The sequence below is a fragment of the Shimia sediminis genome, from assembly GCF_003990645.1.
Taxonomy (GTDB): domain Bacteria; phylum Pseudomonadota; class Alphaproteobacteria; order Rhodobacterales; family Rhodobacteraceae; genus Shimia; species Shimia sediminis.
In genome coordinates this window covers 74,020-96,914 of sequence record NZ_RYZK01000011.1, presented here as the reverse complement: position 1 = coordinate 96,914, position 22,895 = coordinate 74,020, and the positions used below count along the sequence as shown (strand labels likewise).

21 protein-coding genes are annotated in these 22,895 nt (G+C 59.4%); 9 read left to right on the top strand and 12 right to left on the bottom strand.

Translation table 11 applies throughout. From position 1 onward, the window contains the following. Positions 1–363 precede the first annotated feature (363 nt). Positions 364–3,153 carry a bifunctional aconitate hydratase 2/2-methylisocitrate dehydratase gene (locus EK369_RS18475; RefSeq protein WP_127115744.1) on the top strand — a complete coding sequence of 930 codons (2,790 nt, stop codon included), beginning with the start codon at positions 364–366 and terminating at the stop codon, positions 3,151–3,153. A 138-nt stretch (positions 3,154–3,291) separates the two neighbouring features. Here EK369_RS18475 and EK369_RS18470 read toward each other — a convergent pair whose 3' ends face one another. From EK369_RS18470 to EK369_RS18460, 3 genes are all read right to left on the bottom strand, one after another. Then, on the bottom strand, positions 3,292–4,071 hold the full coding sequence (locus tag EK369_RS18470; protein ID WP_127115743.1) for a hypothetical protein: 780 nt from the start codon (positions 4,069–4,071) through the stop codon (positions 3,292–3,294). Between the two features lie 116 nt (positions 4,072–4,187). After that, positions 4,188–5,852 carry a sulfatase-like hydrolase/transferase gene (locus EK369_RS18465; protein ID WP_127115742.1) on the bottom strand — a complete coding sequence of 555 codons (1,665 nt, stop codon included), beginning with the start codon at positions 5,850–5,852 and terminating at the stop codon, positions 4,188–4,190. Between the two features lie 25 nt (positions 5,853–5,877). Further along, positions 5,878–6,102 (bottom strand): hypothetical protein, encoded by a 225-nt coding sequence (locus EK369_RS18460; RefSeq protein ID WP_127115741.1) that lies wholly within the window; start codon positions 6,100–6,102, stop codon positions 5,878–5,880. Between the two features lie 176 nt (positions 6,103–6,278). On the opposite strand from EK369_RS18460, the gene EK369_RS18455 reads away from it, so the two are divergent. Next, positions 6,279–7,604 (top strand): tetratricopeptide repeat protein, encoded by a 1,326-nt coding sequence (locus EK369_RS18455; protein ID WP_127115740.1) that lies wholly within the window; start codon positions 6,279–6,281, stop codon positions 7,602–7,604. A gap of 3 nt (positions 7,605–7,607) precedes the next feature. Here EK369_RS18455 and EK369_RS18450 read toward each other — a convergent pair whose 3' ends face one another. The 4 genes from EK369_RS18450 to EK369_RS18435 all read right to left on the bottom strand — a co-directional run bounded on the left by EK369_RS18450 (position 7,608) and on the right by EK369_RS18435 (position 11,436). Then, positions 7,608–9,149 (bottom strand): DUF427 domain-containing protein, encoded by a 1,542-nt coding sequence (locus EK369_RS18450; RefSeq protein WP_127115739.1) that lies wholly within the window; start codon positions 9,147–9,149, stop codon positions 7,608–7,610. Positions 9,150–9,222: 73 nt separating this feature from the next. Next, positions 9,223–10,440 carry a 4Fe-4S double cluster binding domain-containing protein gene (locus EK369_RS18445; RefSeq protein ID WP_127115738.1) on the bottom strand — a complete coding sequence of 406 codons (1,218 nt, stop codon included), beginning with the start codon at positions 10,438–10,440 and terminating at the stop codon, positions 9,223–9,225. Positions 10,441–10,469: 29 nt separating this feature from the next. Further along, positions 10,470–11,174 carry a winged helix-turn-helix domain-containing protein gene (locus tag EK369_RS18440; protein ID WP_127115737.1) on the bottom strand — a complete coding sequence of 235 codons (705 nt, stop codon included), beginning with the start codon at positions 11,172–11,174 and terminating at the stop codon, positions 10,470–10,472. Continuing rightward, positions 11,146–11,436, bottom strand: coding sequence for a hypothetical protein (locus EK369_RS18435; protein ID WP_127115736.1), 291 nt, complete (start codon positions 11,434–11,436; stop codon positions 11,146–11,148). Before EK369_RS18435 ends, EK369_RS18440 begins: the two co-directional genes overlap by 29 nt. A 183-nt stretch (positions 11,437–11,619) precedes the next feature. Here EK369_RS18435 and EK369_RS18430 point away from each other — a divergent pair, with 183 nt between their 5' ends. The 4 genes from EK369_RS18430 (at position 11,620) to EK369_RS18415 (ending at position 15,608) form a co-directional block, all read left to right on the top strand. Further along, positions 11,620–12,075: a hypothetical protein gene (locus EK369_RS18430; protein WP_127115735.1), complete on the top strand. Its 456-nt coding sequence runs from the start codon at positions 11,620–11,622 to the stop codon at positions 12,073–12,075. A gap of 129 nt (positions 12,076–12,204) precedes the next feature. Beyond that, positions 12,205–12,822 (top strand): ribonuclease HII, encoded by a 618-nt coding sequence (gene rnhB, locus EK369_RS18425; RefSeq protein ID WP_127115775.1) that lies wholly within the window; start codon positions 12,205–12,207, stop codon positions 12,820–12,822. Between the two features lie 106 nt (positions 12,823–12,928). Then, entirely contained in the window at positions 12,929–14,044 is a 1,116-nt protein-coding gene (locus EK369_RS18420) for a site-specific DNA-methyltransferase (RefSeq protein ID WP_127115734.1), read from the top strand. Between the two features lie 160 nt (positions 14,045–14,204). Beyond that, positions 14,205–15,608: an adenylate/guanylate cyclase domain-containing protein gene (locus tag EK369_RS18415; protein WP_127115733.1), complete on the top strand. Its 1,404-nt coding sequence runs from the start codon at positions 14,205–14,207 to the stop codon at positions 15,606–15,608. An 88-nt stretch (positions 15,609–15,696) separates the two neighbouring features. Here the strand turns inward: EK369_RS18415 and EK369_RS18410 are convergent, their stop codons facing one another. From EK369_RS18410 to mutY, 3 genes are all read right to left on the bottom strand, one after another. Then, positions 15,697–16,071, bottom strand: a complete 375-nt coding sequence (locus EK369_RS18410; RefSeq protein WP_127115732.1) for a hypothetical protein — start codon at positions 16,069–16,071, stop codon at positions 15,697–15,699. A gap of 80 nt (positions 16,072–16,151) precedes the next feature. Next, positions 16,152–17,300 (bottom strand): alkane 1-monooxygenase, encoded by a 1,149-nt coding sequence (locus tag EK369_RS18405; protein ID WP_127115731.1) that lies wholly within the window; start codon positions 17,298–17,300, stop codon positions 16,152–16,154. Between the two features lie 66 nt (positions 17,301–17,366). Next, positions 17,367–18,419, bottom strand: a complete 1,053-nt coding sequence (gene mutY, locus EK369_RS18400) for an A/G-specific adenine glycosylase (protein WP_127115730.1) — start codon at positions 18,417–18,419, stop codon at positions 17,367–17,369. 86 nt (positions 18,420–18,505) lie between these two features. On the opposite strand from mutY, the gene EK369_RS18395 reads away from it, so the two are divergent. Both EK369_RS18395 and EK369_RS18390 read left to right on the top strand, forming a co-directional pair. Then, a complete protein-coding gene (locus EK369_RS18395) occupies positions 18,506–19,006 on the top strand; it encodes a DUF721 domain-containing protein (protein ID WP_127115729.1) in 501 nt (166 codons plus the stop codon). A gap of 13 nt (positions 19,007–19,019) precedes the next feature. After that, on the top strand, positions 19,020–19,688 hold the full coding sequence (locus EK369_RS18390; RefSeq protein WP_127115728.1) for a DsbA family protein: 669 nt from the start codon (positions 19,020–19,022) through the stop codon (positions 19,686–19,688). Between the two features lie 35 nt (positions 19,689–19,723). Here the strand turns inward: EK369_RS18390 and lpxK are convergent, their stop codons facing one another. Together lpxK and EK369_RS18380 are read right to left on the bottom strand one after the other, a co-directional pair. After that, positions 19,724–20,722: a tetraacyldisaccharide 4'-kinase gene (gene lpxK, locus EK369_RS18385; RefSeq protein ID WP_127115727.1), complete on the bottom strand. Its 999-nt coding sequence runs from the start codon at positions 20,720–20,722 to the stop codon at positions 19,724–19,726. Then, on the bottom strand, positions 20,722–21,939 hold the full coding sequence (locus tag EK369_RS18380) for a 3-deoxy-D-manno-octulosonic acid transferase (protein WP_127115726.1): 1,218 nt from the start codon (positions 21,937–21,939) through the stop codon (positions 20,722–20,724). Before EK369_RS18380 ends, lpxK begins: the two co-directional genes overlap by 1 nt. Before the next feature lie 197 nt (positions 21,940–22,136). On the opposite strand from EK369_RS18380, the gene EK369_RS18375 reads away from it, so the two are divergent. Further along, on the top strand, positions 22,137–22,877 hold the full coding sequence (locus EK369_RS18375; RefSeq protein WP_127115725.1) for a glutamine amidotransferase: 741 nt from the start codon (positions 22,137–22,139) through the stop codon (positions 22,875–22,877). Positions 22,878–22,895 lie beyond the last annotated feature (18 nt).

Here is a 22,895-nt window from a genome sequence, read left to right as displayed (position 1 = left end):
AGGTGTTTTTCAAAAATGCGGGACACCTGTTTTCGAGGACGGAAAAATGTATCGTTCAGTATTGATCAAAGGCATATCCCATACTCAGCCTCTGGACAAGTTTAAGCAACTTTTCCGTGCGTGTTTTTCATTCGACGGAATGTCTGGTTTAGCTGAAATTTACCACCTGTGGCGAGGTGCGTACTTGGCAAACCCGTGTGTATTCGCCAATAAGCAAAGGTGTTTCAACTTGTCGCTGCCGGGTATCTTGCAAACGGGACCAGTGCAGTATACAATAGCATACAACAGCGTTGATCACCGGTTCCCAGAAATGTCTGAGGGCCGGTGATCGAGCTTTCGAGACCATCAATTCTAGGGAACGTCATGAGCCTCTACACCGACTACCTAACCGAAATCGACGCTCGCAAAGAGCAGGGACTGCACCCCAAACCAATCGACGACGGCGCGCTTGTTAAAGAGCTGATCGCGCAAATCAGGGACACTGGCAACGCGCATCGTGAAGATTCTCTGAATTTCTTCATCTACAACACGTTGCCGGGCACAACCAGCGCTGCGGGTGTTAAGGCAAAGTTCCTCAAAGAGATCATCCTGGGCGCTGCGGATGTCGCAGAAATCACCCCTGATTTTGCCTTTGAACTGCTGTCGCACATGAAGGGCGGCCCGTCGGTCGAGGTTCTGTTGGATCTGGCCCTGGGGGACGATGCGTCGAATGCGTCAAAAGCAGCGGATGTGCTCAAGACCCAGGTCTTCCTCTACGAAGCAGACACCGACCGCCTCGCGGCGGCTTATGCCGATGGCAATGCCGTGGCCAAGGACATTCTGGAAAGCTATGTGCAGGCCGAGTTCTTCACCAAGCTTCCCGATGTGGATGGCGAAGTCAAGGTCGTGACCTACATCGCTGGCGAAGGCGATATCTCGACCGACCTCTTGTCCCCGGGTGCCGAGGCCCACTCGCGTTCGGACCGTGAACTGCACGGCAAATGCATGATCACCGAAGCAGCGCAGAAAGAAATCGAAGCGCTGAAAATCCAGCACCCTGACAAGCGGGTGATGCTGATCGCAGAAAAGGGCACCATGGGCGTTGGCTCGTCACGGATGTCGGGCGTTAACAACGTGGCGCTCTGGACCGGCAAACAGGCCTCGCCCTATGTGCCTTTCGTGAACTACGCGCCGGTTGTAGCGGGGACCAATGGTATCTCGCCAATTTTCCTGACCACCGTGGGCGTGACCGGCGGTATTGGTCTGGACCTCAAGAACTGGGTCAAGAAAGTTGACGAAGACGGCAACGCCATTCTGAACAACGACGGCAACCCGATCCTCGAGCAGAAATACTCGGTCGAAACCGGTACCGTTCTCAAGATCAACACCAAGGATCAGAAGCTCTACAGCGAAGACGGCCAAGAGCTGGTCGATGTGTCCTCGGCGTTTACCCCCCAGAAAATGGAATTCATGAAGGCCGGTGGCTCTTACGCCATCGTCTTTGGCAAAAAGCTGCAAACATTTGCCGCTGAAACTCTGGGTGTTGAGGCCCCACAGGTCTTTGCCACCTCGAAAGAAATCAGCCACGAAGGTCAGGGCCTGACCGCCGTTGAAAAGATCTTCAACAAGAACGCCAAGGGCACGACCCCCGGCAAAACCCTGCACGCCGGATCGGACGTGCGGGTTCAGGTCAACATCGTTGGCTCGCAGGACACCACCGGCCTGATGACCAGCCAGGAACTCGAAGCCATGGCCGCCACTGTGCTGTCACCTTCGGTTGATGGTGCGTATCAGTCTGGCTGCCACACCGCGTCTGTCTGGGATGCCAAGGCACAGGCCAACACCCCGCGCCTGATGAAGTTCATGAACGATTTCGGCCTTGTCACTGCGCGTGACCCCAAAGGTGAATATCACGCCATGACCGACGTGATCCACAAGGTGTTGAACGACATCACCGTGGACGACTGGGCGATCATCATCGGCGGCGACAGCCACACCCGCATGTCCAAGGGTGTGGCCTTTGGCGCGGACTCGGGCACCGTGGCGCTGGCACTGGCAACCGGTGAGGCCTCGATGCCGATCCCGGAATCGGTCAAGGTTACCTTCAAGGGCGAGATGGCCGACCACATGGACTTCCGCGACGTTGTTCATGCCACCCAGAAACAGATGCTGGAACAGCACGGTGACAACGTCTTCCAGGGCCGCGTGATCGAAGTGCACATCGGCACATTGCTGGCGGACCAGGCGTTCACCTTTACTGACTGGACTGCCGAGATGAAGGCCAAGGCCTCGATCTGTATCTCGAACGACGACACGCTGGTGGGCTCGCTGGAACTGGCCAAGAGCCGCATCCAGATCATGATCGACAAGGGCATGGAGCATGAAAATGGCATGCTGCAAAAGCTGATCGACATCGCCGACAGGCGTATTGCCGAGATCAAGTCGGGTGAAAAACCCGCCCTGACCCCGGACGCCAACGCCAAATACTATGCCGAGGTTGTTGTTGATCTGAATGTCATCGACGAACCGATGATCGCCGACCCCGACGTGAACAACGCCGATGTGTCCAAGCGCTATACCCACGACACCATTCGCCCAATCTCGTTCTACAACGCTGAAAAGCACGTGGATCTCGGCTTTGTCGGCTCGTGCATGGTGCACAAGGGGGACATCAAGATTGTCGCCCAGATGCTGAAGAACCTCGAGAAAGAGCATGGCAAGGTCGAATTCAAAGCGCCGCTTGTTGTGGCCGCACCGACCTACAACATCATCGACGAGCTGAAAGAAGAAGGCGACTGGGAAATCCTGCAAAAGTACTCGGGCTTTGAGTTTGACGATCTGTTCCCCAAGGCGCAGGCACGTACCGAGTATGAGAACATTCTCTATCTCGAACGCCCCGGCTGTAACCTCTGCATGGGCAACCAGGAAAAGGCGGCCAAGGGTGACACGGTTCTCGCCACATCGACGCGCCTGTTCCAGGGCCGCGTTGTGGCCGATGCGCCTGACAAGAAGGGTGAATCGCTGCTGGGGTCGACCCCGGTTGTTGTGCTCTCAGCCATCCTCGGCCGGACGCCGACGCTGGAAGAATACAAGGCCGCTGTCGAAGGCATCGACCTGACCAAATTCGCCCCGCCGCTGCAGGTGCCGGCCGGTGCCAAGTCGATGCATTTCTAAAGTCGACCCATCACTTTAAACACTTCGCAAGGGCGTCACGGGTTTCCGTGGCGCCCTTGTCGTTTCTGCATCCCGCGACATGAAAAAGGGCCAACCCCCGCGGGATCGGCCCAAAAACTCTGGACTATCTGACCCGGATCAGAAGAAGAACTTCACACCGACATAGGGGCCGTGCTGTTCGACATCATAGGCAAACGTGCCGCCACGGGTGCTGTAGTCCACATTGAGGTAACGATAGCCAAAAGTGATCGCCGTTCTCTCCCACGGTTGATAATCAAAGCCCAGGTTCAGGCTGTACTGTAGATCATTGCCGCCAGCGCCAAAACCACCGGCATCCGCAGATGCTATGGTTGTCCACCGGTCGTTCAGACGCCACATGCCGCGAACACCAATCACAGGTTCAACCCAACCCTCGTCACCACCAAAGGTCGGCCCGGCGGTCCGAATGGTCTGCTTGATCGAGTTCCAGCGTGCGCCGCCCTGAACATCAATTGCAAAGGGCTGGCCATTGCCCGAGGTGCCCTGCGCCACGCGATAACCAGCCAGAATAGCCGCCCATTTTTGGCGCGAGGTGACCTTGACGTTCCCAATCCCAAGTGGGGACTCTTCCGAAATCCCGGCATAGTTGGCGTCAAAGATGATGCCCCAATCACCCTTCCATGCCTCGTAACGGCCAGACGCCGCAAAGTCCAAAACATCCAGAACATCGCCCAGATCCATATCGATGCCTGCCGACACACCACCAACCGTCGACGTGCCCTTGGTGCGCAGCGGGGCGAACATGTACAATCCCACCGCGTGGCGCCATTCCGAGTCGCTTTCGGTCTGACCGGGTGCGGCCAGGGATTGGGCGGATGCTTGAGCTGCGGGCAGGATTGCTGCCGAAAGCAAAAGCGCTGCAAGTCTGCGATGTTTCATAATAGCCTCACGAAAATGCGGGTTTGCCATTGTCTTGTCCGACAGGGTACCACCCGCCAGCTTCACCCGCCAATGTTGAAATGCCGGGGCGCAGATATCGCCCCGGCGGTGTTACTTTATTGTTCGACCGACGCGCGTTTCAGCATAAAGGCTTCGACCGCAGCCTGCGTTTCGGGACGCAGGTTTTCGATGCCCTCATACGGCACGCCATAGGCGGGCGGAGTGTCGGGATACTTCTGTTTCCGCGCCATGTGACGCTCCAGAATGCGCACAAACTCTTTGCCGCCCCAGGCGCCCACCTCGGTCGAGACCGGATACTTCTCATGGGTATCGCGGTAGACGTCGAAGAAGTCCGCAAGGATCGGGCTTTCACCGGGTCCGGGCAGGTTCAGCTTCAGATGATCCTTGATGATCGCCTTGGGCGAATGAACCGAATAGACAATCAGGTGGTCCCGACGTCCCTTGGTGTCGTCGATCAAGATGGCGGCGGATTGGTCCACACCATCCACCAGACGATCACGTGGGATGTGCTTGTCCGCTCCGGTCATACGCGCCAGCGTGGTATAGAGGTCAGACACGTGAATGATGTTGTTCACGATGCTGTCGGCCTCAATCATGCCCGGCCAGCGAATGAACGCATCCACACGTATACCACCTTCGGTCGTGTCACCTTTGCCACCGCGGAAAACCATGGGCGTAAACCCGGATTGGGGTGAGTACTTGGTAAAGTGCCCGTTGTCGCCCATCAGAACAACGATGGTGTTGTCAGCAATTCCCAAGGTATCCATTTCGGCCATGATATCGCCGACCCAGGTGTCCAGCTGCTGCAGCTTATCCGCATAGAGACCACCATTCGGAGACTCAGGCCCTGTGCGGCCCGTCCGTGTGTTGTCGAGCGGAATCAGCGGCCAATATTGCAGAAAGAACGGCTCGTCCTTGGCCGCCAAGGCGCGCATATGTTCAATGGTCTGATCCTGATAGCGCTGGTTCATGTCGTCGTATTTATGCGCATCCCAGGTTTCGCCGGGCTCCATACCAACTTCGCGGATCGGGCCGCCGGCCTCACCCTCGATGCCCAGAACCATGGCAGATGGGTTGGGGCGGAACATCTTGTCTAGAACGTATTTGTCGTCAAAGTCCTTGATGCCGACAGAGACCTGCTCACGCACAGCCGAGTCGGAATAGATCGTCAATTGCCCCTGCTGGTGGATCGGATGCCCGGCCCAGTCAAAGCCCTGATTCATCGCCCAGCTTTCGGCAATATCACCCATGTGCCACTTGCCCACGTGAACGGTGTTGTACCCTTCTTCCTTCAAGAGCTCGGCAAGCGTGACCTCTGCGCCCGGCAGACCAAATCCCGCGATGTCCACGGTGGTGTCGCCCATACCCATGCGCACAGGCAGGCGCCCGGTGGTAAAGGCCACCCGCGTCGGCGTACAGGACGGCTCGGTGTACATCCGCGCCATGCGCATGCCCTGATCCGACAGCTCATTGATGTTCGGGGTCGAGATACCGCGCACGGCGTTCAGCTCGGGGATGCCCATGTCGCCAAAGCCAATATCATCGACAAGAATGTAGAGGATGTTTGGCGGCTTGCCCTCGTTGCCTTCCTGGAACTTGCCCAGCCTCTCATCAACCGCGGCATTGTCCTCGGCCCATTGTTCGGCATTCTGGGCGTGAAGAATATAGTACTCCGCGTCATGCACGACTGGCTTGTCCTTGGCCGCCGCCGCGCCGCACAAGGCGCTTGCCGCGATAGCCGTAAATAACAGACGTTTCATTGAGGCCCCCTTCCGGATCTCTTTTCTATTGGTCGGTTGGTTCAAACAGGGTGGAAATCTCATTCTCCAGCCCACGGATCGAATCCAACACATCCTGTTTCGCTTGTGCATCCATCTCAGTTTCGGTTCGGTCGTAGAGAGCCGCCAGCGCCTCCAGATCGTCGCAAATCTCGGCCAGAACCGCATTTTGCTTGCGGCTCGCTTCGATCTGCTTGTGAAGCCCTGGAAATCTGGACCTTAGATAGCTCACCCGCGCCGTCCCTCCACGGTTGACCAATTGCCAACTTAAAACACGTACAAGCCTATCGTACCGCCATTTGTCTGGATAGGCTTGAATAGGTTTGTTACGGTAACAAAATCGGTTTCCTGCAGATCGAAACCGGTGGTAACCTATTGATTTCTAGTGTTTTTCAAAGGGGTGTGGTGTTGGAGCCGTCACGTAACGAGATAGACCCGCAAAACGTGCATGACGCCGTTGCACGCGTGTTGCGCAGTGCCGAATTCAGCCATGCCAAACGGCTGCGCGAGTTTTTAGAGTATGTCGTCTCTGAAACCCTCGCCGGTCGCAAGGATGCGATCAGTGCCCGCACCATCGCTCAGGATGTCTATGGGCGCGGTAAGCGTGGCAATGACTCGGATCTCAGTGTTGTGCGCGTCGATGCGGGTCGGTTGAGACGTCGGCTTGGCGAGTATTACGCCAACACCGGTCAAAACGATCCGCTCAGGATCGACGTGCCCACGGGCAGCTACAGCCCCGAGTTCACCATTGAACACCCCCCCGAGGTTGTCGCGGAACCCGCGCCACAGCGATCACGCCGGCGCGCCGCCAGCCCGCTTGCGATTGTGGCTTTGTTGGGTGTGGTGGCTTTGACGGCGTTTCTGCTCACCGACCGTTTGAAGGGCACAGACACCACCAGCGTGGACATGACAGCGGACAGCAAATCCGCCATCCGCCGCGCCATGCTGCAGAAATCACCCGCCTCGCTCCAGGCTGCAAATCAGGCGGAACAGGCGCGTGACTTGTTGTTCCCGGCAATTGATCCCGTGCGCCTTGGTCTTGTTTTGAACCTGCTGCAACACGCCATCGACCTGGACCCATCCTACTTTGGTGGCTACGCCGGGGCCGCTCAGGTAAGCGCGCTGATCGCGTCCCTTACGCCAGAGACAGCCAGCCGTCAGATGTTGTTGGAACAGGCCCGCAGCTATGCGGCCAGGGCCGTCGAGCTGCGCCCGGACTCGTCCTGGGTACAGTCCGCCGCGGCCTGGGTTGCCTTTAGTAACAGAGACTATTCCACCGCAAAACGTCTTTCGGAAACCGCGATCGAGCTCGATCCAACCGATCTACATGCAGGTGAGATCGACGCCATCATTTCGTTTTTCACGGCTGATTTCCAACGTGCCGCCACCATGAGTGACCCCGCGACCCACAATTGGGAGGCCACGGGCCGGACAACCAACAGAAATGTCTATGCCCTCGCACAATTCTATCTGGGCAATTACGCGGAAACCGTGCGTCAGATTGAAACCGCCATCGAACTGGGTGAACCAATCAGCGAAATCTCGGTGTTCTATATTGCCGCCGCCCTCTGGCAGCTTGGATCACATGATGCCGCGCGCGACTACGTATCCTATTACCAAAAGGCCTGGCCCAAGGGGCGTATCGACCTCTTGATGGCGCAAACGTTCATTTCCAAAGATCTTATCGAAGAACCTGCAGCCCTGTTCCGCAAGGCAGGTGGCTTTCGCCCCTGACCCCTAGTCCGACACCCCAAAACACGGCACCGCCTCGCGTACATTGTGCAGCTCGACGTCACCCAGCGGCGTGCCCGGGCAGTCCGCAGTCGAGAAATCGCTGCTTGCAATGATCCGGTACCCGGCCTTTTTGCCGTAATCTCCCAACCGGGCCGAAACATTGGCCGCGTGGCCAATCACGGTAAAGTCCAGCCTGTCTCGCGATCCGATGTTGCCATAGGTCACCCGCCCGTAAGCCAGACCAATCGAACAATCACAGGGCTGCCCTTCTTCTCGCAGCACCAAGAGCCGTGCGATGATCTCGCGGGCGGCTGCCATGGCCTCGGACCGGGCCTTGTCGGCGTCCCCCTCATCAGGAAAGACCGCCAGCACAGCGTCGCCAATGAACTTCAGCACCTCTCCACCGTGGTCCTGAATGCAATCAGTCACCGTGTCGAAAAACGCATTCAGCATCTCGATATAGGCCGCCTGGCCAAGGTCTTCGACCAGCCGTGAAGAGGATCGCAAATCGCAGAACATGATGGCGGCGTCGATCTCATCCCCGTCCCCACGGCGAATTTCGCCGCCCAGAACCCGCGCGCCGGTGCGTTTGCCGACATAGGTCTCCAGAACCCCCTGGGCCGTATCGCGCAGGGTAAACACCTCGAATATCCGGCTGATCATGAAGCTGCATTCAAACACCAGCCCCAGATTGCCCGTGGTGAACCCATCCGGATGATCGCTGGTCATGGTCAACACGTTCACCGTGCCGTCAGAAAAGAACAGCGGCATGGCGACATAATCGGTCGCCCCTTCCTTGCGCAGGTCTTCGATGATGGGAAAGCTGTTGTCCTCGTAATCCACGCCAATCTTCTGGCGCACACCACCCCGGCCTTGCGACACGTGATACAGCGGACTGTTTACAAAGGCCGGATGATCGAAGATTTCATAAGACGGCAACATCGTGGTCAGCTCGTCCTGACCCTTGTTCCAGATATAGTGGCGTCCGGCGATCGAGGGGTGCAGAGACCACATCATGACACTGATGCGCGAAACGGCGATGCCGTTGATCAGCAACTGCTCGGCAAGCGCCTTGGAAAAATCTTCTGGTGTTGCCAGAAAAGGAGCCGTGCGCAGCAGCCAGTCGACCAATGGCGCGCTGATGGACCCCTCCATCGGTGGGTTCAGCGTAATCTCTCCCAGATCCACCCGTACAGCGGTGCCTTGGGAAAACCCGACATGCCCGGCAATCTCCATGCTCTCGGGCAAGGGATTGTCATAGCTCCAGACGGCGTTGGTGATCGTGTCTTCACCGCTGCTCAGGTCGCGATACCGCGCCGTGCCTTTGAACGGGCAAAAGGTCTTTAACTCTGTCGGCTCGGACAGGTCGACCAACACATCCTCGCGGGGAAAATAGATCGCCGGGGGCAGGCGGGTTTCATACATCACCTGCGCGCGGGTTGTTTCCGCGATCAGTGTATCCCCGATCCAGGCGCGTACCACGCCGCCCAGAGGTTCGACCCGAATGGCGTAATCCTGCGTAAAGTCGCGCGGATGTTGGCTCATGACTTCGTCCTTGTCGCATGTCCGTTGCTTTCAAAGATGTGGCTTCAAACAGGACATGCCAAGGGCCAGCGCCTTAACTTTCCTTGCCGGCCCACCAGTCCGAAGGCTTGGTCCGCGCATCCTGTGGCCGTTTCTTGTCCCACCACAACGCCAGCTTGCGCCACGGGCTTAACGCCAGCCGCAGCCACAGCCGGTCCTGCCAACGGCTGAAATCGCGGTTGAACGGACACACCCGCATGCAAATCGCACAGTCTGATCTCAGCTTGGCCCAATAGCCGAAACAGGCCTTGGCGTCCGAGGTCCATTTCCGGACCCCGCTAATGGCGGATTGGTCGTCGTTCGAGGTTTCCGGCGGCCCCCACGGCAGCGCCTTGGCCGGGCAGCCATCAGCGCATTTGGTGCAGATGTTGCAAAACTCGGTCACCCCCAGCTTTTGCGGGCGATCATGGGTCAGCGGCAGCGAGGTAAAGATCTTGGAAAACCGCAGCCTTGGCCCAAACTCGGGCGTGATGACCATCTGGTTGCGGGCATATTCGCCCAAACCCGCCTTGACCGCATAGGGGATCACCAGCCCGGTGTCGTTCATCGACCCCACAGCCTCGTACCCGAGGTTACGGATATAGGCCGACAGCTGCATGACAATCGCGGCCTCGTGGCTGTATTCGCGGCCCGTCGCGGCGCCCGCCAAGGCACTGGGATAGGTCGCCACCAGCTCGCGTTCCATCTGATGCCCCAGCACAATGACCGAGGTGATCCCCTCGGGCAGATCGTTCGGGGCCTCGGAAAAGTCCCGCACGTCCACACGCGCCGAATACAGCCAGCGTTCATCCATCTCGGTGATGCCCACCAAGTCAGCGCCAAAGAACCTGGCAATCCGTTTGATCTCATCCGCCATCAATCCGGCGTCTTCGATCTCAGCCTTGCTTTCAGCCACCGGCGTGTCAGTGGCAATCGGGGCCTGAAACCCCTCGCGTCGCCCTTCATGCGCCGCCCGGTCCGAGATCACATCCGAGATCAGCCAGCTGGCATTGCGCAGGGCAAAGTCCTTTTGCCGGAACCCATCGCCTTTGCGATAGCTCGCCTGCATCCGGTAACTCTCAAAGAACGCCTCGGTGTGCTTGCTTTTGACGCTGTCATCCCAGAATGCCCGCGTGAACATGTCGTTGATCTGGTTGAAGGGCTCGAAATCCTCGGTGACCTCAATCCCCGCAGCCGCATCGCTTTCGCGAAACCGCGCTTGCCAGTCGGCAAGCTGCTCCTTGCTCACACCCCTGTTGGATGGCCATGCCATATGTCTGCTCCGACTGCCCCGTCAGGCCATCAGAGAACGCGAATGACGTCCTTGTCAATCGCCAGCATATAGCCCTTGCGCGCGATATTCTTGACCAGCAACTCGCTGACCAGCTGGTTGCCCAGACTGTCGCGCAGCCGCTTGATGCGTGTCGCACCGGCGGCTTCTTCACAATCGGCCTCGCTGCGCCCCGAGATCATCGCCTCGATCTGCACACCGCTCAGCATGTCGTCATCCATGCGCGCCTCGGCCAATACCGACAGCGTCTCCATCGCCGCATCGGTCAGCTTGAAACCCATGTTGTTCAGATACACGGCCTTTTCCTCGCGGCTGATCAACAGCGAGTTCACTTGAATCCCCGACCGTTCGATCGCCGCCATACGACGGTTCATGACGATCAGCATTACCAGAAAGATCACCGCGGCGATCAGCATGGCGCTGGCAAAGACCAAGAGCACGAAGATCACGAACCGATAGCTGGCCAGCGTGTCCGAGAATGCCGTGCCCGACTGGGCGAGGATTTCCAACAGCTTGATTTCCGCCTGACTGGTCAGGTCGTCATTCTCCATGAACAACAGTTCGACCCGCGCATTGAACGCATTGGCGTCGGGCAGGGTCAGCAGCAGCACAACCGCCACAGCCGCCAGAATCGCGACAATGGCCGCAATCCCAAAGCCAACCACACGCCCGCCATGGCGGCGCGCCTCAATAGCGGAGATAGAATTGTCCGGCACTGGATTCCTTTCCGGCAAGTCCTTCGGGGCCAAAGACCGAAAGCACGTTCAACAGCTTCCAGCCATCAGCAGAAATCCGGGCTTTGATCTCGGACTTGGCCGATTTCTTGGAACAGCCCTGATACAACTCCGCCACACCATAATGCAGGCGCAACGGATTGTCCTTCTTGGCCTTGTAGTCGGCAAAACACTGCTCGGCGAAAACCGGCGCAGCAAGGGCCGACATACAGACGGCAAGGGTTATGGCACGCATGTGTTTCATGGCATCCAATCTGCGCGCAATTCGCATGATATTCAATAACACCAATGGGTTTTGGGCACTGCTATCCGATAACACGGCGCCGTTATTGCCTGTCTTTCGGGGTCGGGGCCAGGGTTGGGTCATCCCGTTTGGCAACTCTGCTGAACTCAGTTCGAAACAGTCCCGACCCGAAAGGAAACTCTCATGTCCCGCAAGTTCATCGCCACCATCGTTGCCGCTGCCATGACCGTCACCGCCGTTTCTTCGGCCCCGGCCCGCGCCGACGACGACTTTGTCAAACTCATCATGGGCGCTGCCGCGATTTATGCTCTGTCGCAGACCGTCAAGAAAGATCGCCCCCGCGTCAGCACCAACTCTCATGAGTACCCGCCTGCTTATCGCCCCGACCTGCGCCCACGCCCCCTGCCCGACCGCGCCCGCAAGGCCAAACCGATTCCGGCGCATTGCCTCAAGTATGTCGAGAGCCGTCGCGGCGATACCGTGCGCCTGCTGGGTCAGCGCTGCCTGAACCGCCATTACCGCCACGTGCATCGCCTGCCCGAGCGGTGCGAGACCAAAGTGCGCACGCGCAACGGTGTCCGCCATGGCTACAAACCGCGTTGCGTGCGCAAACATGGCTTCCGCCTGGCGCAATACTAACCACTCACGGATTGAGAAGGCCCGAGCAGAATGAGCGTCCATCTCATGCCTTCTCTTCCCCGCCCCGGGCAGTTCCGCTGCCCGGGGTTTTTGGTTGCACGAGACCGGCGCATCCTGTTGATGGGGGACATGACCGGACCAGACTATTCTTATGAAGCCCTCGCCCATCAAAATGGATTTCAACGCATCGCCGGTGTCGACGAGGTTGGGCGCGGACCCATCGCCGGCCCGGTGACCGCCGCTGCCGTGGTGCTGGACCCGGCCAATATCCCCGAGGGCCTGAATGACTCCAAAGTGCTCAGCGCGAAAAAACGAGAAGCCCTCTATGATGTGATCTTTGATGTGGCCGACGTCTCCATCGCTCATGCCACGGTCGACGAGATTGACGACATCAACATCCTGCGCGCCAGTCACCTTGCCATGGAGCGCGCCGTGGCCGGTCTCTCCTCACCGCCCGATCACTTGCTTATCGACGGCAACATGATCCCGCGTGGTTTGACCCTTTCCAGCGAGGCGATTGTCAAAGGCGACAGCAAATCAGTGTCGATTTCGGCGGCCTCAATTGTGGCGAAAATATGTCGTGACAGGCTGATGTGGGATTTGGCGCAACAGTTCCCCGGCTACGGCTGGGAGACCAACGCCGGATATCCTTCAAAAAGCCACAAAGCGGCGCTGCAAAATCTTGGGGTAACCCCACACCATAGACGTTCGTTCAAGCCGGTGCACAATATCTTGTATCAAGAGTAAAATGTAACCTACTGATTCAAAAAAGAAATTGACGGCGAGTCAGCTTTGACTCATCTTTGTCTTAACCAAAGAGCGTAAAAAATTGCGCCGGGTAACGAGGCAGAATATGACGACAAAGACCAAAGCAAAGGGCGCGAAAGCGCTCCCTCTGAACACGATTCTGGACGGTGACTGCATCGAAATGATGAACAGTCTGCCCGCAAATTCGATCGACCTGATCTTTGCGGATCCGCCCTATAACCTGCAGCTGCGCGGTGACCTGCACCGTCCCGACAATTCCAAGGTGGATGCGGTCGATGACGAATGGGACCAGTTCGCCAGCTTCAAGGCCTATGACAAGTTCTCTCGTGAATGGCTAAAAGCCGCCCGCCGCCTGTTGAAACCCAATGGTGCGATCTGGGTGATCGGCTCGTATCACAACATCTTCCGCCTTGGGGCCGAGTTGCAGAACCAGGGCTTCTGGATTCTCAATGACGTTGTCTGGCGCAAATCCAACCCGATGCCCAACTTTCGCGGCAAGCGTTTCACCAACGCGCATGAAACCATGATCTGGGCCTCGAAAGAAGAAGGCGCCAAATACACCTTCAACTACGAAGCCCTCAAGGCGCTGAACGAAGGCATCCAGATGCGCAGCGACTGGGTTCTGCCCATTTGCACCGGCCATGAACGTCTCAAGGACGAAAACGGCGACAAGGCGCATCCGACCCAGAAACCCGAAAGCCTGTTGCACCGTGTGCTGGTCGGATCGACCAATCCCGGCGACGTGGTGCTTGATCCGTTCTTTGGCACCGGAACCACCGGCGCAGTGGCCAAGATGCTGGGCCGCGACTTTATCGGGATCGAACGGGAAGAGGCCTATCGCAAGGTCGCCCTCAAGCGTCTCAAAAACACCCGCAAATTCGACCGCGAGGCCCTGCAGGTCTCGGTCAGCAAACGTGCTGAGCCCCGCGTGCCCTTTGGCCAGCTGGTTGAACGCGGCATGCTGCGCCCCGGCGAAGAGCTTTACTCGATGAACAAACGCCACAAGGCAAAGGTCCGTGCAGACGGCACCCTGATCGGCGATGACATCAAGGGATCGATCCACCAGGTCGGCGCCCACCTCGAGGGCGCGCCCAGCTGCAATGGCTGGACCTACTGGTGCTTCAAACAAGACGGCAAAAAGGTGCCCATCGACGTGCTGCGCCAGCAGATCCGCGCCGAAATGGCCGACCGCCCGAACTGAATACCTCGTAAGACCCAAGAATACCGCCGGGTGCCTGTGGCCTGACTTACACATGGCACCTACACCTTGCCCCGCCGCACCTTGGCGGGGCTTTTTTGTCTTCTATTTCACCTCTGTGGCACTATGTAGGGTACAAATCTTTATCGAAGGGCCCTCACCCATGGCCGACAACTCCATCCTGTCCATCTTTCGTCGTCGCCGGGATGACGATCTCCCGGACAAAGACAGCCCTGAATACCGCTACACCGAAGCCACCATTCAGCGGCACAAGCAGCAGGGTCAGGAGTTGGCCTTGCGCGCGCGCTGGTTCGCGCTGGCGGCCGTCGCGATTCTCATCCTGTTTATCGCGCCATGGCCCGATGTTTTGTACTACGAATTCATCCTGGCCCTGTTGGCGATCAATGGCTGGATCATGCGCCGCGTTGCCAAAGTCGGCCAATCCCGTGCCGAGCTGGCCCTGATCTTTGCCGACCTGCTGATCATGACCGTTGGTATGGTGGGACCAAACCCTCTCAGCGATCACTCGTGGCCTCATGCCATGCAGTATCGCTTTGACAACTTCCAATACTTTTTCATCATCCTGGCAAGCGGAACGCTCGCCTATTCCTGGCGCACCCTGATTGCCATCGGCACCTGGACCTCGGCCATGTGGATCGTGGGGCTGTCATTGTCGATCTGGGTCATCGAACCAACACCGGGCCTGAGCGAAGCCATGGTCGAGGCCTTTCCGGATCACCCGGCAATAGCGTATCTTCTTGATCCCAACAGCTACCAGATCGATCGCCGCATTCAGGAAATCGCGCTGTTCATGATCATTGCGCTGACGCTGGCCGTGTCGATGCGGCGCTTTGATACACTACTCCGCTCAAACGCCGCGCTTGAACGCGAACGCACCAACCTGTCGCGCTACTTTTCTCCCAACGTGGTCGAGGCGCTCTCGACCAATGACGAACCACTGAAAAAGATCCGCAGCCACAAGATCGCGGTGCTGTTCATCGACATCGTCGGCTTTACCGAGTTCGCCGCCGCGCGCCGCCCCGAAGAGGTGATCGAAACGCTGCGCGAATTCCATGGGCTGCTTGAGAAAGAGGTGTTCAGCCACGGCGGGACGCTCGACAAATACCTTGGTGATGGGTTGATGGTGACCTTCGGCACACCCGAGCCGACCGAGCATGACGCCCAGAACGCCCTGGCCTGTGTGCGCGCCATGATGGACGTTCTGGACGAATGGAACACCGACCGTATCGCGCGCGGCCAACCGCCCCTGCGCGTGGGCTTTGGTGCGCACTATGGCCCTGCGGTTCTCGCCGACATCGGTGCCAACCGGCTGGAGTTTGCGGTGGTTGGCAACACCGTCAACATCGCCTCGCGGCTCGAGGCGCTGACCCGTGGTCTCAATGCCCGACTGGTCATTTCAGACAACATGCGCAACGAAGTGCTGCAAGAGGGCGGCGACAAATGCCTCGACGGATTGTTGCGGTTCGACGATCAGGACATTCGCGGGGTTGAGGAAAAGCTGACAGTCTGGGCGTTCGAGCGCCCCGAGAACCAGAATATCGCCTGACCCGTAGGTCGGACAAATATGTCCGACCTACCAACGCCCATGAGTTTTGCACTCCGCATCACCCAATCCTGGCCCAATGGTGCATTCGTTACTTCGCCAAATCGCCAACGATACCAATCGCGTCAACGACCGTCGAAAAATCGTCTGTCACTTCCAGAATGTCATTATCAATCCGAATGTAACGGTTGCCTTTTCCGGGTGCCTTCAGTTTCCACTTTGAGAGATCCTTGATCTCCGTAAACCTCAGATCCGCAGGCAGCTTGGCCCCACGCGTATAGCGTTTGATCTGACCCGGTGGTACGGCTTTGGGTCCATTTCCAGGTTTGTCCTGAATTTGAATACTGGCGCCGCTACCTGCTTTGGATTTCTTGGGCTTGTTGTCCTTTGCCAAGGCGTCTCCGGATGTGAAGAAAATCAGGCTGGCTGAAACCAGCATGGCCGTGACGGTATTCGCAAGTCTCATTCTTTACTCCATTGGGCTTTCGACCACGCGACAGTGCCGTCAAAGCGGGCACTCTCGATGCAATCCCTGTTGCGCAGCTATCACCCTGCCGATCCAGACCCCGGCTCCGGGTTCAGCGCCTTGTTATAGGGGTGCCAGTCGGTGATCTCAGGATAATACATTCCCCGCCACCTTTTCACCCGTGGGTTCATGATGCGCTTCCACACAGGCGGCACCATCGCCGCCATGGTCATGATCGGATAACCATAGGGCAGCTGCGGCGCCTCGTCCTCGGTATAGTTCTGCAACAGCGGGAACCGGCGACTCGGCTTATAGTGGTGATCCGAGTGGCGCTGCAGGTTGATCAGCAGCCAGTTTGACGCCTTATGCGCCGCATTCCATGAATGATGTGGTTTGACGTGTTCGTATTTGCCCTCACCCAGATGCTTTCGGGTCAGCCCGTAATGTTCGACGTAATTGGTCAGTTCCAGCTGCCACACCGCGACATAGGCCTGCCAGATGAACAAAAAGAACCCGGCCCAGCCGCCCACCACAACGGCCAGCACCAGCATTGCTGCCTGCAACGCCCAATACCGCCAGAACGGGTTGGACATGTCGGTCCAGGGCAGGTCTTTCCTGGCAAGCCGCTCTTTTTCGGCCCGAAAGGCGGATCGCCAGCAACCGATCAGAACGCGCGGGAAAAACCGATGGAATCCTTCGTTGTAGCGCGCCGTCACCGGATCGCGCGGCGTGCCCACATGGGGGTGATGCACATGCAGATGTTCGGTGCGGAAATGTGAATAGAGCACCATCGCCAAGAGCAGATCTGCCAGCCGGCGCTCGGTCTTGTTCGACTGGTGCAACAGCTCGTGGCTGTAAACGATCCCCACCGTGCCGGTGACCACGCCAACGCCAAAGAACAGCCCGATCTTGGCCGCCACCGACAGGTGGTCGGTGTGCGTGGCATAGTAGATCAGGCCAAACAGCGTGACGAACTGCACAATCGGCCAGATCATCGTGACAAACCGATACCAGTACAGGTCGTCGTCCGTGGTCTCAGGATCGGCATTCTCAGTATTCAGCCCCAGCACCCCATCCAGAATCGAAAACAGATACCACGTAGATGCAGGCACCAAGAGCACCCACCATCCGCCCAGCCCGGCGACAATCCAGATCAACGGGATCAGCAACAGCGTCATCCAGAACGGCAATGCGCTCTGCAATTTCGCGACTTGGGACGACGGGATCATGGTACCCTCCTGAGGTCTTTGCGCGGCGCTATTCTGAGTCGGATCATCCGTTTCTGCAACGTGATTCTAGGTTGCTTTGCCCAGATCAAACACCTTGCGCATCACGGTAGGCAAATCCTCGCTGGAAAAGCGTTGCGCTTCGACAAACTCGCCACGTTTCGGTGCGCGCTCCATCGGCACGAGGGCGGTCTTTACAGTCAGCCGCAGATGAAAATGCGTGAACGTATGGCGCGCTTCGCCATTCAGCGTTTTCCATTCTGCGCGGATCGGCGCGTCATGGGCAGGGGTCTCGCCTTCGGCCCATTCGGACCCCGGCCAGCCCAGCATCCCGCCAAGCAGCCCCTTGTCCGGTCGCCGCTCCAGCAACAGGGCCCCATCGACCCGGCGCGCGATATAAGCGGTGCCAAACCGCACAGGCTTGGGCTTTTTCGGGGTTTTCTTGGGCAGCTCTGCTGCGGTTCCGGTCTGGCGTGCCATACAGGGCGCGCGCCACGGACAAATCCCACAGGCCGGGTTGCGCGGCGTGCAGATCGTCGCCCCGAGGTCCATAACCCCTTGGGCATAATCTCCGGGTCGCATCTCGGGCGTCAGCGCCTCGGCGCGTTCTGTCAGTTCCGGCTTGGCGGCGGGCAGGGGCGTGTGAATGTCAAACAGCCGCGCCATCACCCGTTCGACATTGCCATCCACAACAACCGCACGCCGGTCAAAGGCAATCGCGGAAATCGCTCCGGCCGTATAGGGTCCAATGCCCGGCAGCTTGCGCAGCTCTTCGACCGTCTCGGGAAACACGCCGTTCAGTTCTTCCGTCACGACCCGCGCGCACTTCAACAGGTTCCGCGCGCGGGCATAATACCCAAGGCCCGCCCATTCCCCCATGACCCGCGCGTCTTCGGCCCCGGCCAGCGCCTCAACCGTTGGCCAAAGCGCCGTGAACCGCTGAAAGTATTCCTTAACCGCAGCCACCGTGGTCTGCTGCAACATGATCTCGGACATCCAGATCCGATAGGGGTCCGGCCTCACACCGGCCTGCCGCTCTTCTGGCCCCACACGCCACGGCATCACCCGCGCGTGGCGGTCATACCACTCCAGCAACTCCCCGGGTTTGGCCTCATCACGCAAGTTTTATTCCCCCCTCGGGTCGGTTTCGCTGGCGCAGCGCTTTTGGCACACTAAAATAGCGCGCGTACCAAGGATGCAAGACAGCAATGCGCCGATCCACCACCAAAGGCTTTGCCCGCACCTCCAGCCTCTTGCGCGAGAACATCCGCAAGGCCGGGGAAAGCCGGGGATTCGCGGTGTCGCGTGTGCTGACCCATTGGGCCGAGATCGTCGGCCAGGACATCGCCACCATCTGCCAGCCGGTGGATGTCAGCTATGGCCGTCAGGGCTTTGGCGCCACGCTCACCGTGCTGACCACCGGCCCGCAGGCACCGATGCTGGAAATGCAAAAGGAAACGCTGCGCGCCAAGGTCAACGCGGTTTACGGCTATAACGCCATCGCCCGCCTGCGCATCACCCAGACCGCCGCCACCGGCTTTGCCGAGGGTCAGGCGGTCTTTGCCCACAAGAAAAAACCCGAGGACAAGACGCCCTCGCCAGAAATCCAGGCCGAAGCCGCCGACATGGCGCGCTCAACCGAAGATCCCGACCTGCGACAGGCGCTTGAACGTCTGGCCGCAAATGTTCTGAACAAAACGAACCGCTAAGAAAGGTTTCCGCATGAACCGTCTCATTCCCATCATTGTTGTCGTCCTGGCCATTGTGGCTGGCGGCGCTTGGTATCTGACCCAGGGCGGCGACACGCCAACCGACCAAACCCAGGTGACATCCTCGGGCGACGTTGACACCACTACTGACACCTCGGGTGTCATCGAGATGGTCATGGGCGACCCCAATGCCCCGGTCGAGCTGATCGAATATGCCTCGTTCACCTGCCCGCATTGCGCCAGCTTCCACGAGGCGGTGCTGAAACCGCTCAAGGCTGACTATGTCGACACCGGCAAGGTCAAGGTCGTGTTCCGCGATGTCTATTTCGACCGCGTTGGTCTCTGGGCCTCGATGGTCGCCCGCTGCGGCGGAGAAGAGCGTTTCTGGGGCATGACCGACCTCTTGATGAAGGGTCAGAAGGACTGGGCCGGGTCAGGCGATCCGGCGACCATCTCGGGTGAACTACGCAAGGTGGGCCGCCTCGCGGGTCTCGGTGAAGAGCAGATCAATGCCTGCATGCAGGACGAAGACAAGGCCAAGGCACTGGTGGCGTGGTCGGAAAAGAACCTGAAAACCCACGATATTTCCGGCACCCCCACGATGATCATCAATGGCGAAAAACACTCGAACATGAGCTATTCTGATCTGAAAGCGATCCTCGACGCCAAGATCGGCGGCTGATCCCGCATCCCGTAGGTCGGACAATCTTGTCCGACCTACCCCCGGGGCACGACCCGCTCCAGAACCGTATCCACCACAGACCAGTCTTCCAGCTCCAGCCGCACAGGCAGGGTCAGCACCTTGTGGCGGAATTCGGGCGGCAGCCGCACCTGATCCTTTTCCGTGGTCACCAGCTGCGCCCCCAGCTTTGCGGCTTCCCGTTCCAGCCGCGCCAACAGCGCCGGGCTCAGCGGCTGATGATCCTCCAGCGCTTCGCAATGCAACAGGGTCGCTCCCAGCTCGCGCAGCGTGGCAAAGAACTTTTCCGGATGACCAATCCCGGCAAAGGCCAGATACGGCGTGTCGGTCCAATCCATACCCATCTGCAACGGGTTCAACGCACCCTTGGCATGGGGCAGGTCCAGCTGCTCTGCCCATTGCGCGCCAAACCGTGCCTGCGCCGCATCATTGCCAATCGACAGCACCAGATCCGCCCGCGCCAATCCTGCACGGACAGGTTCGCGCAACGGTCCCGCCGGGATGCAACGCCCGTTGCCAAAGCCGCGATGGGCGTCCACCACCACAATCGAGATGTCCTTGTGCAGCGCCGGGTTCTGAAACCCGTCATCCATCAGGATCACATCGGCCCCGGCCGCCTCGGCCGCTTTGGCTCCGTCCGCACGATCCTTGGCAACCCATGTCGGTGTGAATGCCGCCAGCAGCAATGGCTCATCCCCGGTTTCGGCAGCACTATGTGTCCGTTCATCGACCCGAACCGGCCCTTCCAGCGAGCCGCCATAGCCGCGTGTCACCACATGCGGCACCAGCCCCTTGCCCTGCAAATGCTGGGCCAGCGCGATGGTCGTGGGGGTCTTGCCGGTGCCGCCCGCATTGATGTTGCCGATGCAGATAACCGGAACGCTGGCACGGTAGCCCGCCGCCTGCGCCACACGCCTCGCCGTGGCGCGCGCATAGATCGCCCCCAAAGGTGCCAGCAGCCTTGCCCGCACTCCCGGCCGCTCGGGCGGCAGGTCCCAGAACTCCGGCGCCCGCATCAGGCCACGTCCTTTGCGTCGAGCATATCCTGCACCATCGCGATGATCTGATCCGCCACTTCTGCCCCTTCCGACACCACCTCCCAGCCCGCATGCGCCATCGACGCCGCCTGGTCCGGGGCTGTCACCAGCCCCAGCGCGCTGGCGAGGCTGTCGGCATCCTTGACGATACGCGCCGCCCCGGCCTGCGCCAACCGCGAATAGCTGTCGAGGTAATCGCGAACCCCCGGTCCATAGAGCACCGCAGACCCCAGTGCCGCGGCCTCCAGCGGATTGCGCCCACCCTGACCCGAGATCAACGAACTGCCCATCAGCGTCACCGGGGCGACGCGATACCACAGGCCCAGCTCGCGCTTGTCCTCGCTGATCAGGATCTGCGTGTTGGCATCCGGCACTTCGCCGTCATCCCACGAAGCCACATGCCAGCGTTCCTTGCGGCACAGGTTTCGGATTGCCTCGGCCTCTTTCGGATCGTCCGGCGTGATCACCAGCAGCGTGCGGTGCGCCAGCCGCTGAACACTGCGATGCGCCATCAGGATCGGGCGCAGCTCGTGAGGGTGGATTTGCGAGGCCAGCCACACCGGACGCCCGCCCAGCGCCGCGCTCAGATCTTCAAGGTCGGTGTCATTGCAGGGCAGGGCAGGGCTGTCTTCCAGCAACGGGCCGCTGCGATGCATCCGGTCCGACACCGGCGCCAGGCGTGACAGCCTGTTCGCGGCCTCGTCCGAATGGCTCAGGATCGCGTCAAACAGCGGCAGGGTGCCCTTGATCGGTTCCGGCACCAGCCGCCACCGCTTGTGTGCCAGCGCCGGGTCGTCGGCATCCAGCAGCACCTGCGCCACCCCCCGGCGATAGGCCGCATCGATCAGCGCCGGACGCAGCCAGGGCCCGTCCCACAGGCAGGCATCCGGACGCCAATGCTCCAGAAAGGCCCGGATGTCGGTCGGGTTTTCCGAAGGGCAGGCCACATGCACCACATCCCCCGGCAAGGCCCGTGGCAACGGGTGCCCCGGTGGTGTGGTCAGGATCAGCCCTGTGCGTCCGCGCTGCGTCGCCAATCGTACACCAATCTGTGCCAGCACATGCGCCCGCGCAGGGTCCGCCGCATGCAGCCAGACCAGCTGACCCTCGGGGCGCTCGCCCTCGATCCGGTCCAAAACAGGCGCCTGCCTGCGCGCAAAGGCCAGATAGGCCGACAGTCCCAGCGATCGCGCCATATACCCGCCTTAGCCCTGCGTGCCGGTCAAAGGGAAATGATGTTGGGCCATGGGGGAACCTCCGTTGCGTTGGCGCCGAACTTAGGCCCATGCCCCGGCAGGAACAAGGGCAGCGCGCTCCGCGTAGGTCGGACATAATTGTCCGACCACCCCCTGCCATCTTGACCTCTTTGGCATAATGCGGCAGGGCGAAAACCATGAAGCCGTTCCTGATCCTGCAACTCCGCCCCGAGACCGAAGCCTCTGACGATGAATTTGCCGCCATCCTGCGCAAAAGCGGGTTGTCCGCGGCTGACACCCTGCGTATCCGGCTCGATCAATCGCCTCTCCCCGAGGACCTCGACCTCGATGAGTTCTCCGGCGTGATCGTAGGCGGCGGCCCCGGCTGCGTCAGTGACCCGGCGGATAAGAAAACCCCGGTCGAGGCCCGGATCGAAGACGCGGTGATGAGCCTCATGCCCGAGATCACCACCCGCGACTTCCCGTTCCTGGGCTGTTGCTACGGCATCGGCATCCTCGGCCATCATCTGGGCAAGGTGGTCTCCAAGGAAAACTATTCAGAAGAGGTCGGCACCTCGGATTGCAGCCTGACAGACGCGGGCCGCACCGATCCGATGCTCGCAGGATTGCCCGAGAATTTCCTCGCCTTCGTTGGCCACAAAGAGGCCGTGCAACGCCTGCCCGAGGGCTGCACCCACCTCGTCTCGTCGCCCACCTGCCCCTACCAGATGATCCGCTATGGTCAGAACGTCTATGCCACGCAGTTCCACCCCGAAGCCGACAGTGACGGCTTTGAAGTGCGTATCAACATCTACAAACACCGTGGCTACTTTCCACCTGAAGACGCAGACAAGCTGATCGCCATGTGCCGCGCCGCCCATGTGCACGCACCCGAAGCGGTGTTGAAAAACTTCGTGGATCGCTACGCCACCTCGTAGGTCGGACAAACTGTCCGA

Coding starts and splice junctions, on each gene's coding strand:
- EK369_RS18475 (WP_127115744.1), top strand. CDS start 364: ATGAGCCTCTACACCGACTACCTAACCGAAATCGACGCTCGCAAAGAG.
- EK369_RS18470 (WP_127115743.1), bottom strand. CDS start 4,071: ATGAAACATCGCAGACTTGCAGCGCTTTTGCTTTCGGCAGCAATCCTG.
- EK369_RS18465 (WP_127115742.1), bottom strand. CDS start 5,852: ATGAAACGTCTGTTATTTACGGCTATCGCGGCAAGCGCCTTGTGCGGC.
- EK369_RS18450 (WP_127115739.1), bottom strand. CDS start 9,149: ATGAGCCAACATCCGCGCGACTTTACGCAGGATTACGCCATTCGGGTC.
- EK369_RS18445 (WP_127115738.1), bottom strand. CDS start 10,440: ATGGCATGGCCATCCAACAGGGGTGTGAGCAAGGAGCAGCTTGCCGAC.
- EK369_RS18435 (WP_127115736.1), bottom strand. CDS start 11,436: ATGAAACACATGCGTGCCATAACCCTTGCCGTCTGTATGTCGGCCCTT.
- EK369_RS18430 (WP_127115735.1), top strand. CDS start 11,620: ATGTCCCGCAAGTTCATCGCCACCATCGTTGCCGCTGCCATGACCGTC.
- rnhB (WP_127115775.1), top strand. CDS start 12,205: ATGACCGGACCAGACTATTCTTATGAAGCCCTCGCCCATCAAAATGGA.
- EK369_RS18420 (WP_127115734.1), top strand. CDS start 12,929: ATGACGACAAAGACCAAAGCAAAGGGCGCGAAAGCGCTCCCTCTGAAC.
- EK369_RS18415 (WP_127115733.1), top strand. CDS start 14,205: ATGGCCGACAACTCCATCCTGTCCATCTTTCGTCGTCGCCGGGATGAC.
- EK369_RS18410 (WP_127115732.1), bottom strand. CDS start 16,071: ATGAGACTTGCGAATACCGTCACGGCCATGCTGGTTTCAGCCAGCCTG.
- EK369_RS18405 (WP_127115731.1), bottom strand. CDS start 17,300: ATGATCCCGTCGTCCCAAGTCGCGAAATTGCAGAGCGCATTGCCGTTC.
- EK369_RS18395 (WP_127115729.1), top strand. CDS start 18,506: ATGCGCCGATCCACCACCAAAGGCTTTGCCCGCACCTCCAGCCTCTTG.
- EK369_RS18390 (WP_127115728.1), top strand. CDS start 19,020: ATGAACCGTCTCATTCCCATCATTGTTGTCGTCCTGGCCATTGTGGCT.
- lpxK (WP_127115727.1), bottom strand. CDS start 20,722: ATGCGGGCGCCGGAGTTCTGGGACCTGCCGCCCGAGCGGCCGGGAGTG.
- EK369_RS18380 (WP_127115726.1), bottom strand. CDS start 21,939: ATGGCGCGATCGCTGGGACTGTCGGCCTATCTGGCCTTTGCGCGCAGG.
- EK369_RS18375 (WP_127115725.1), top strand. CDS start 22,137: ATGAAGCCGTTCCTGATCCTGCAACTCCGCCCCGAGACCGAAGCCTCT.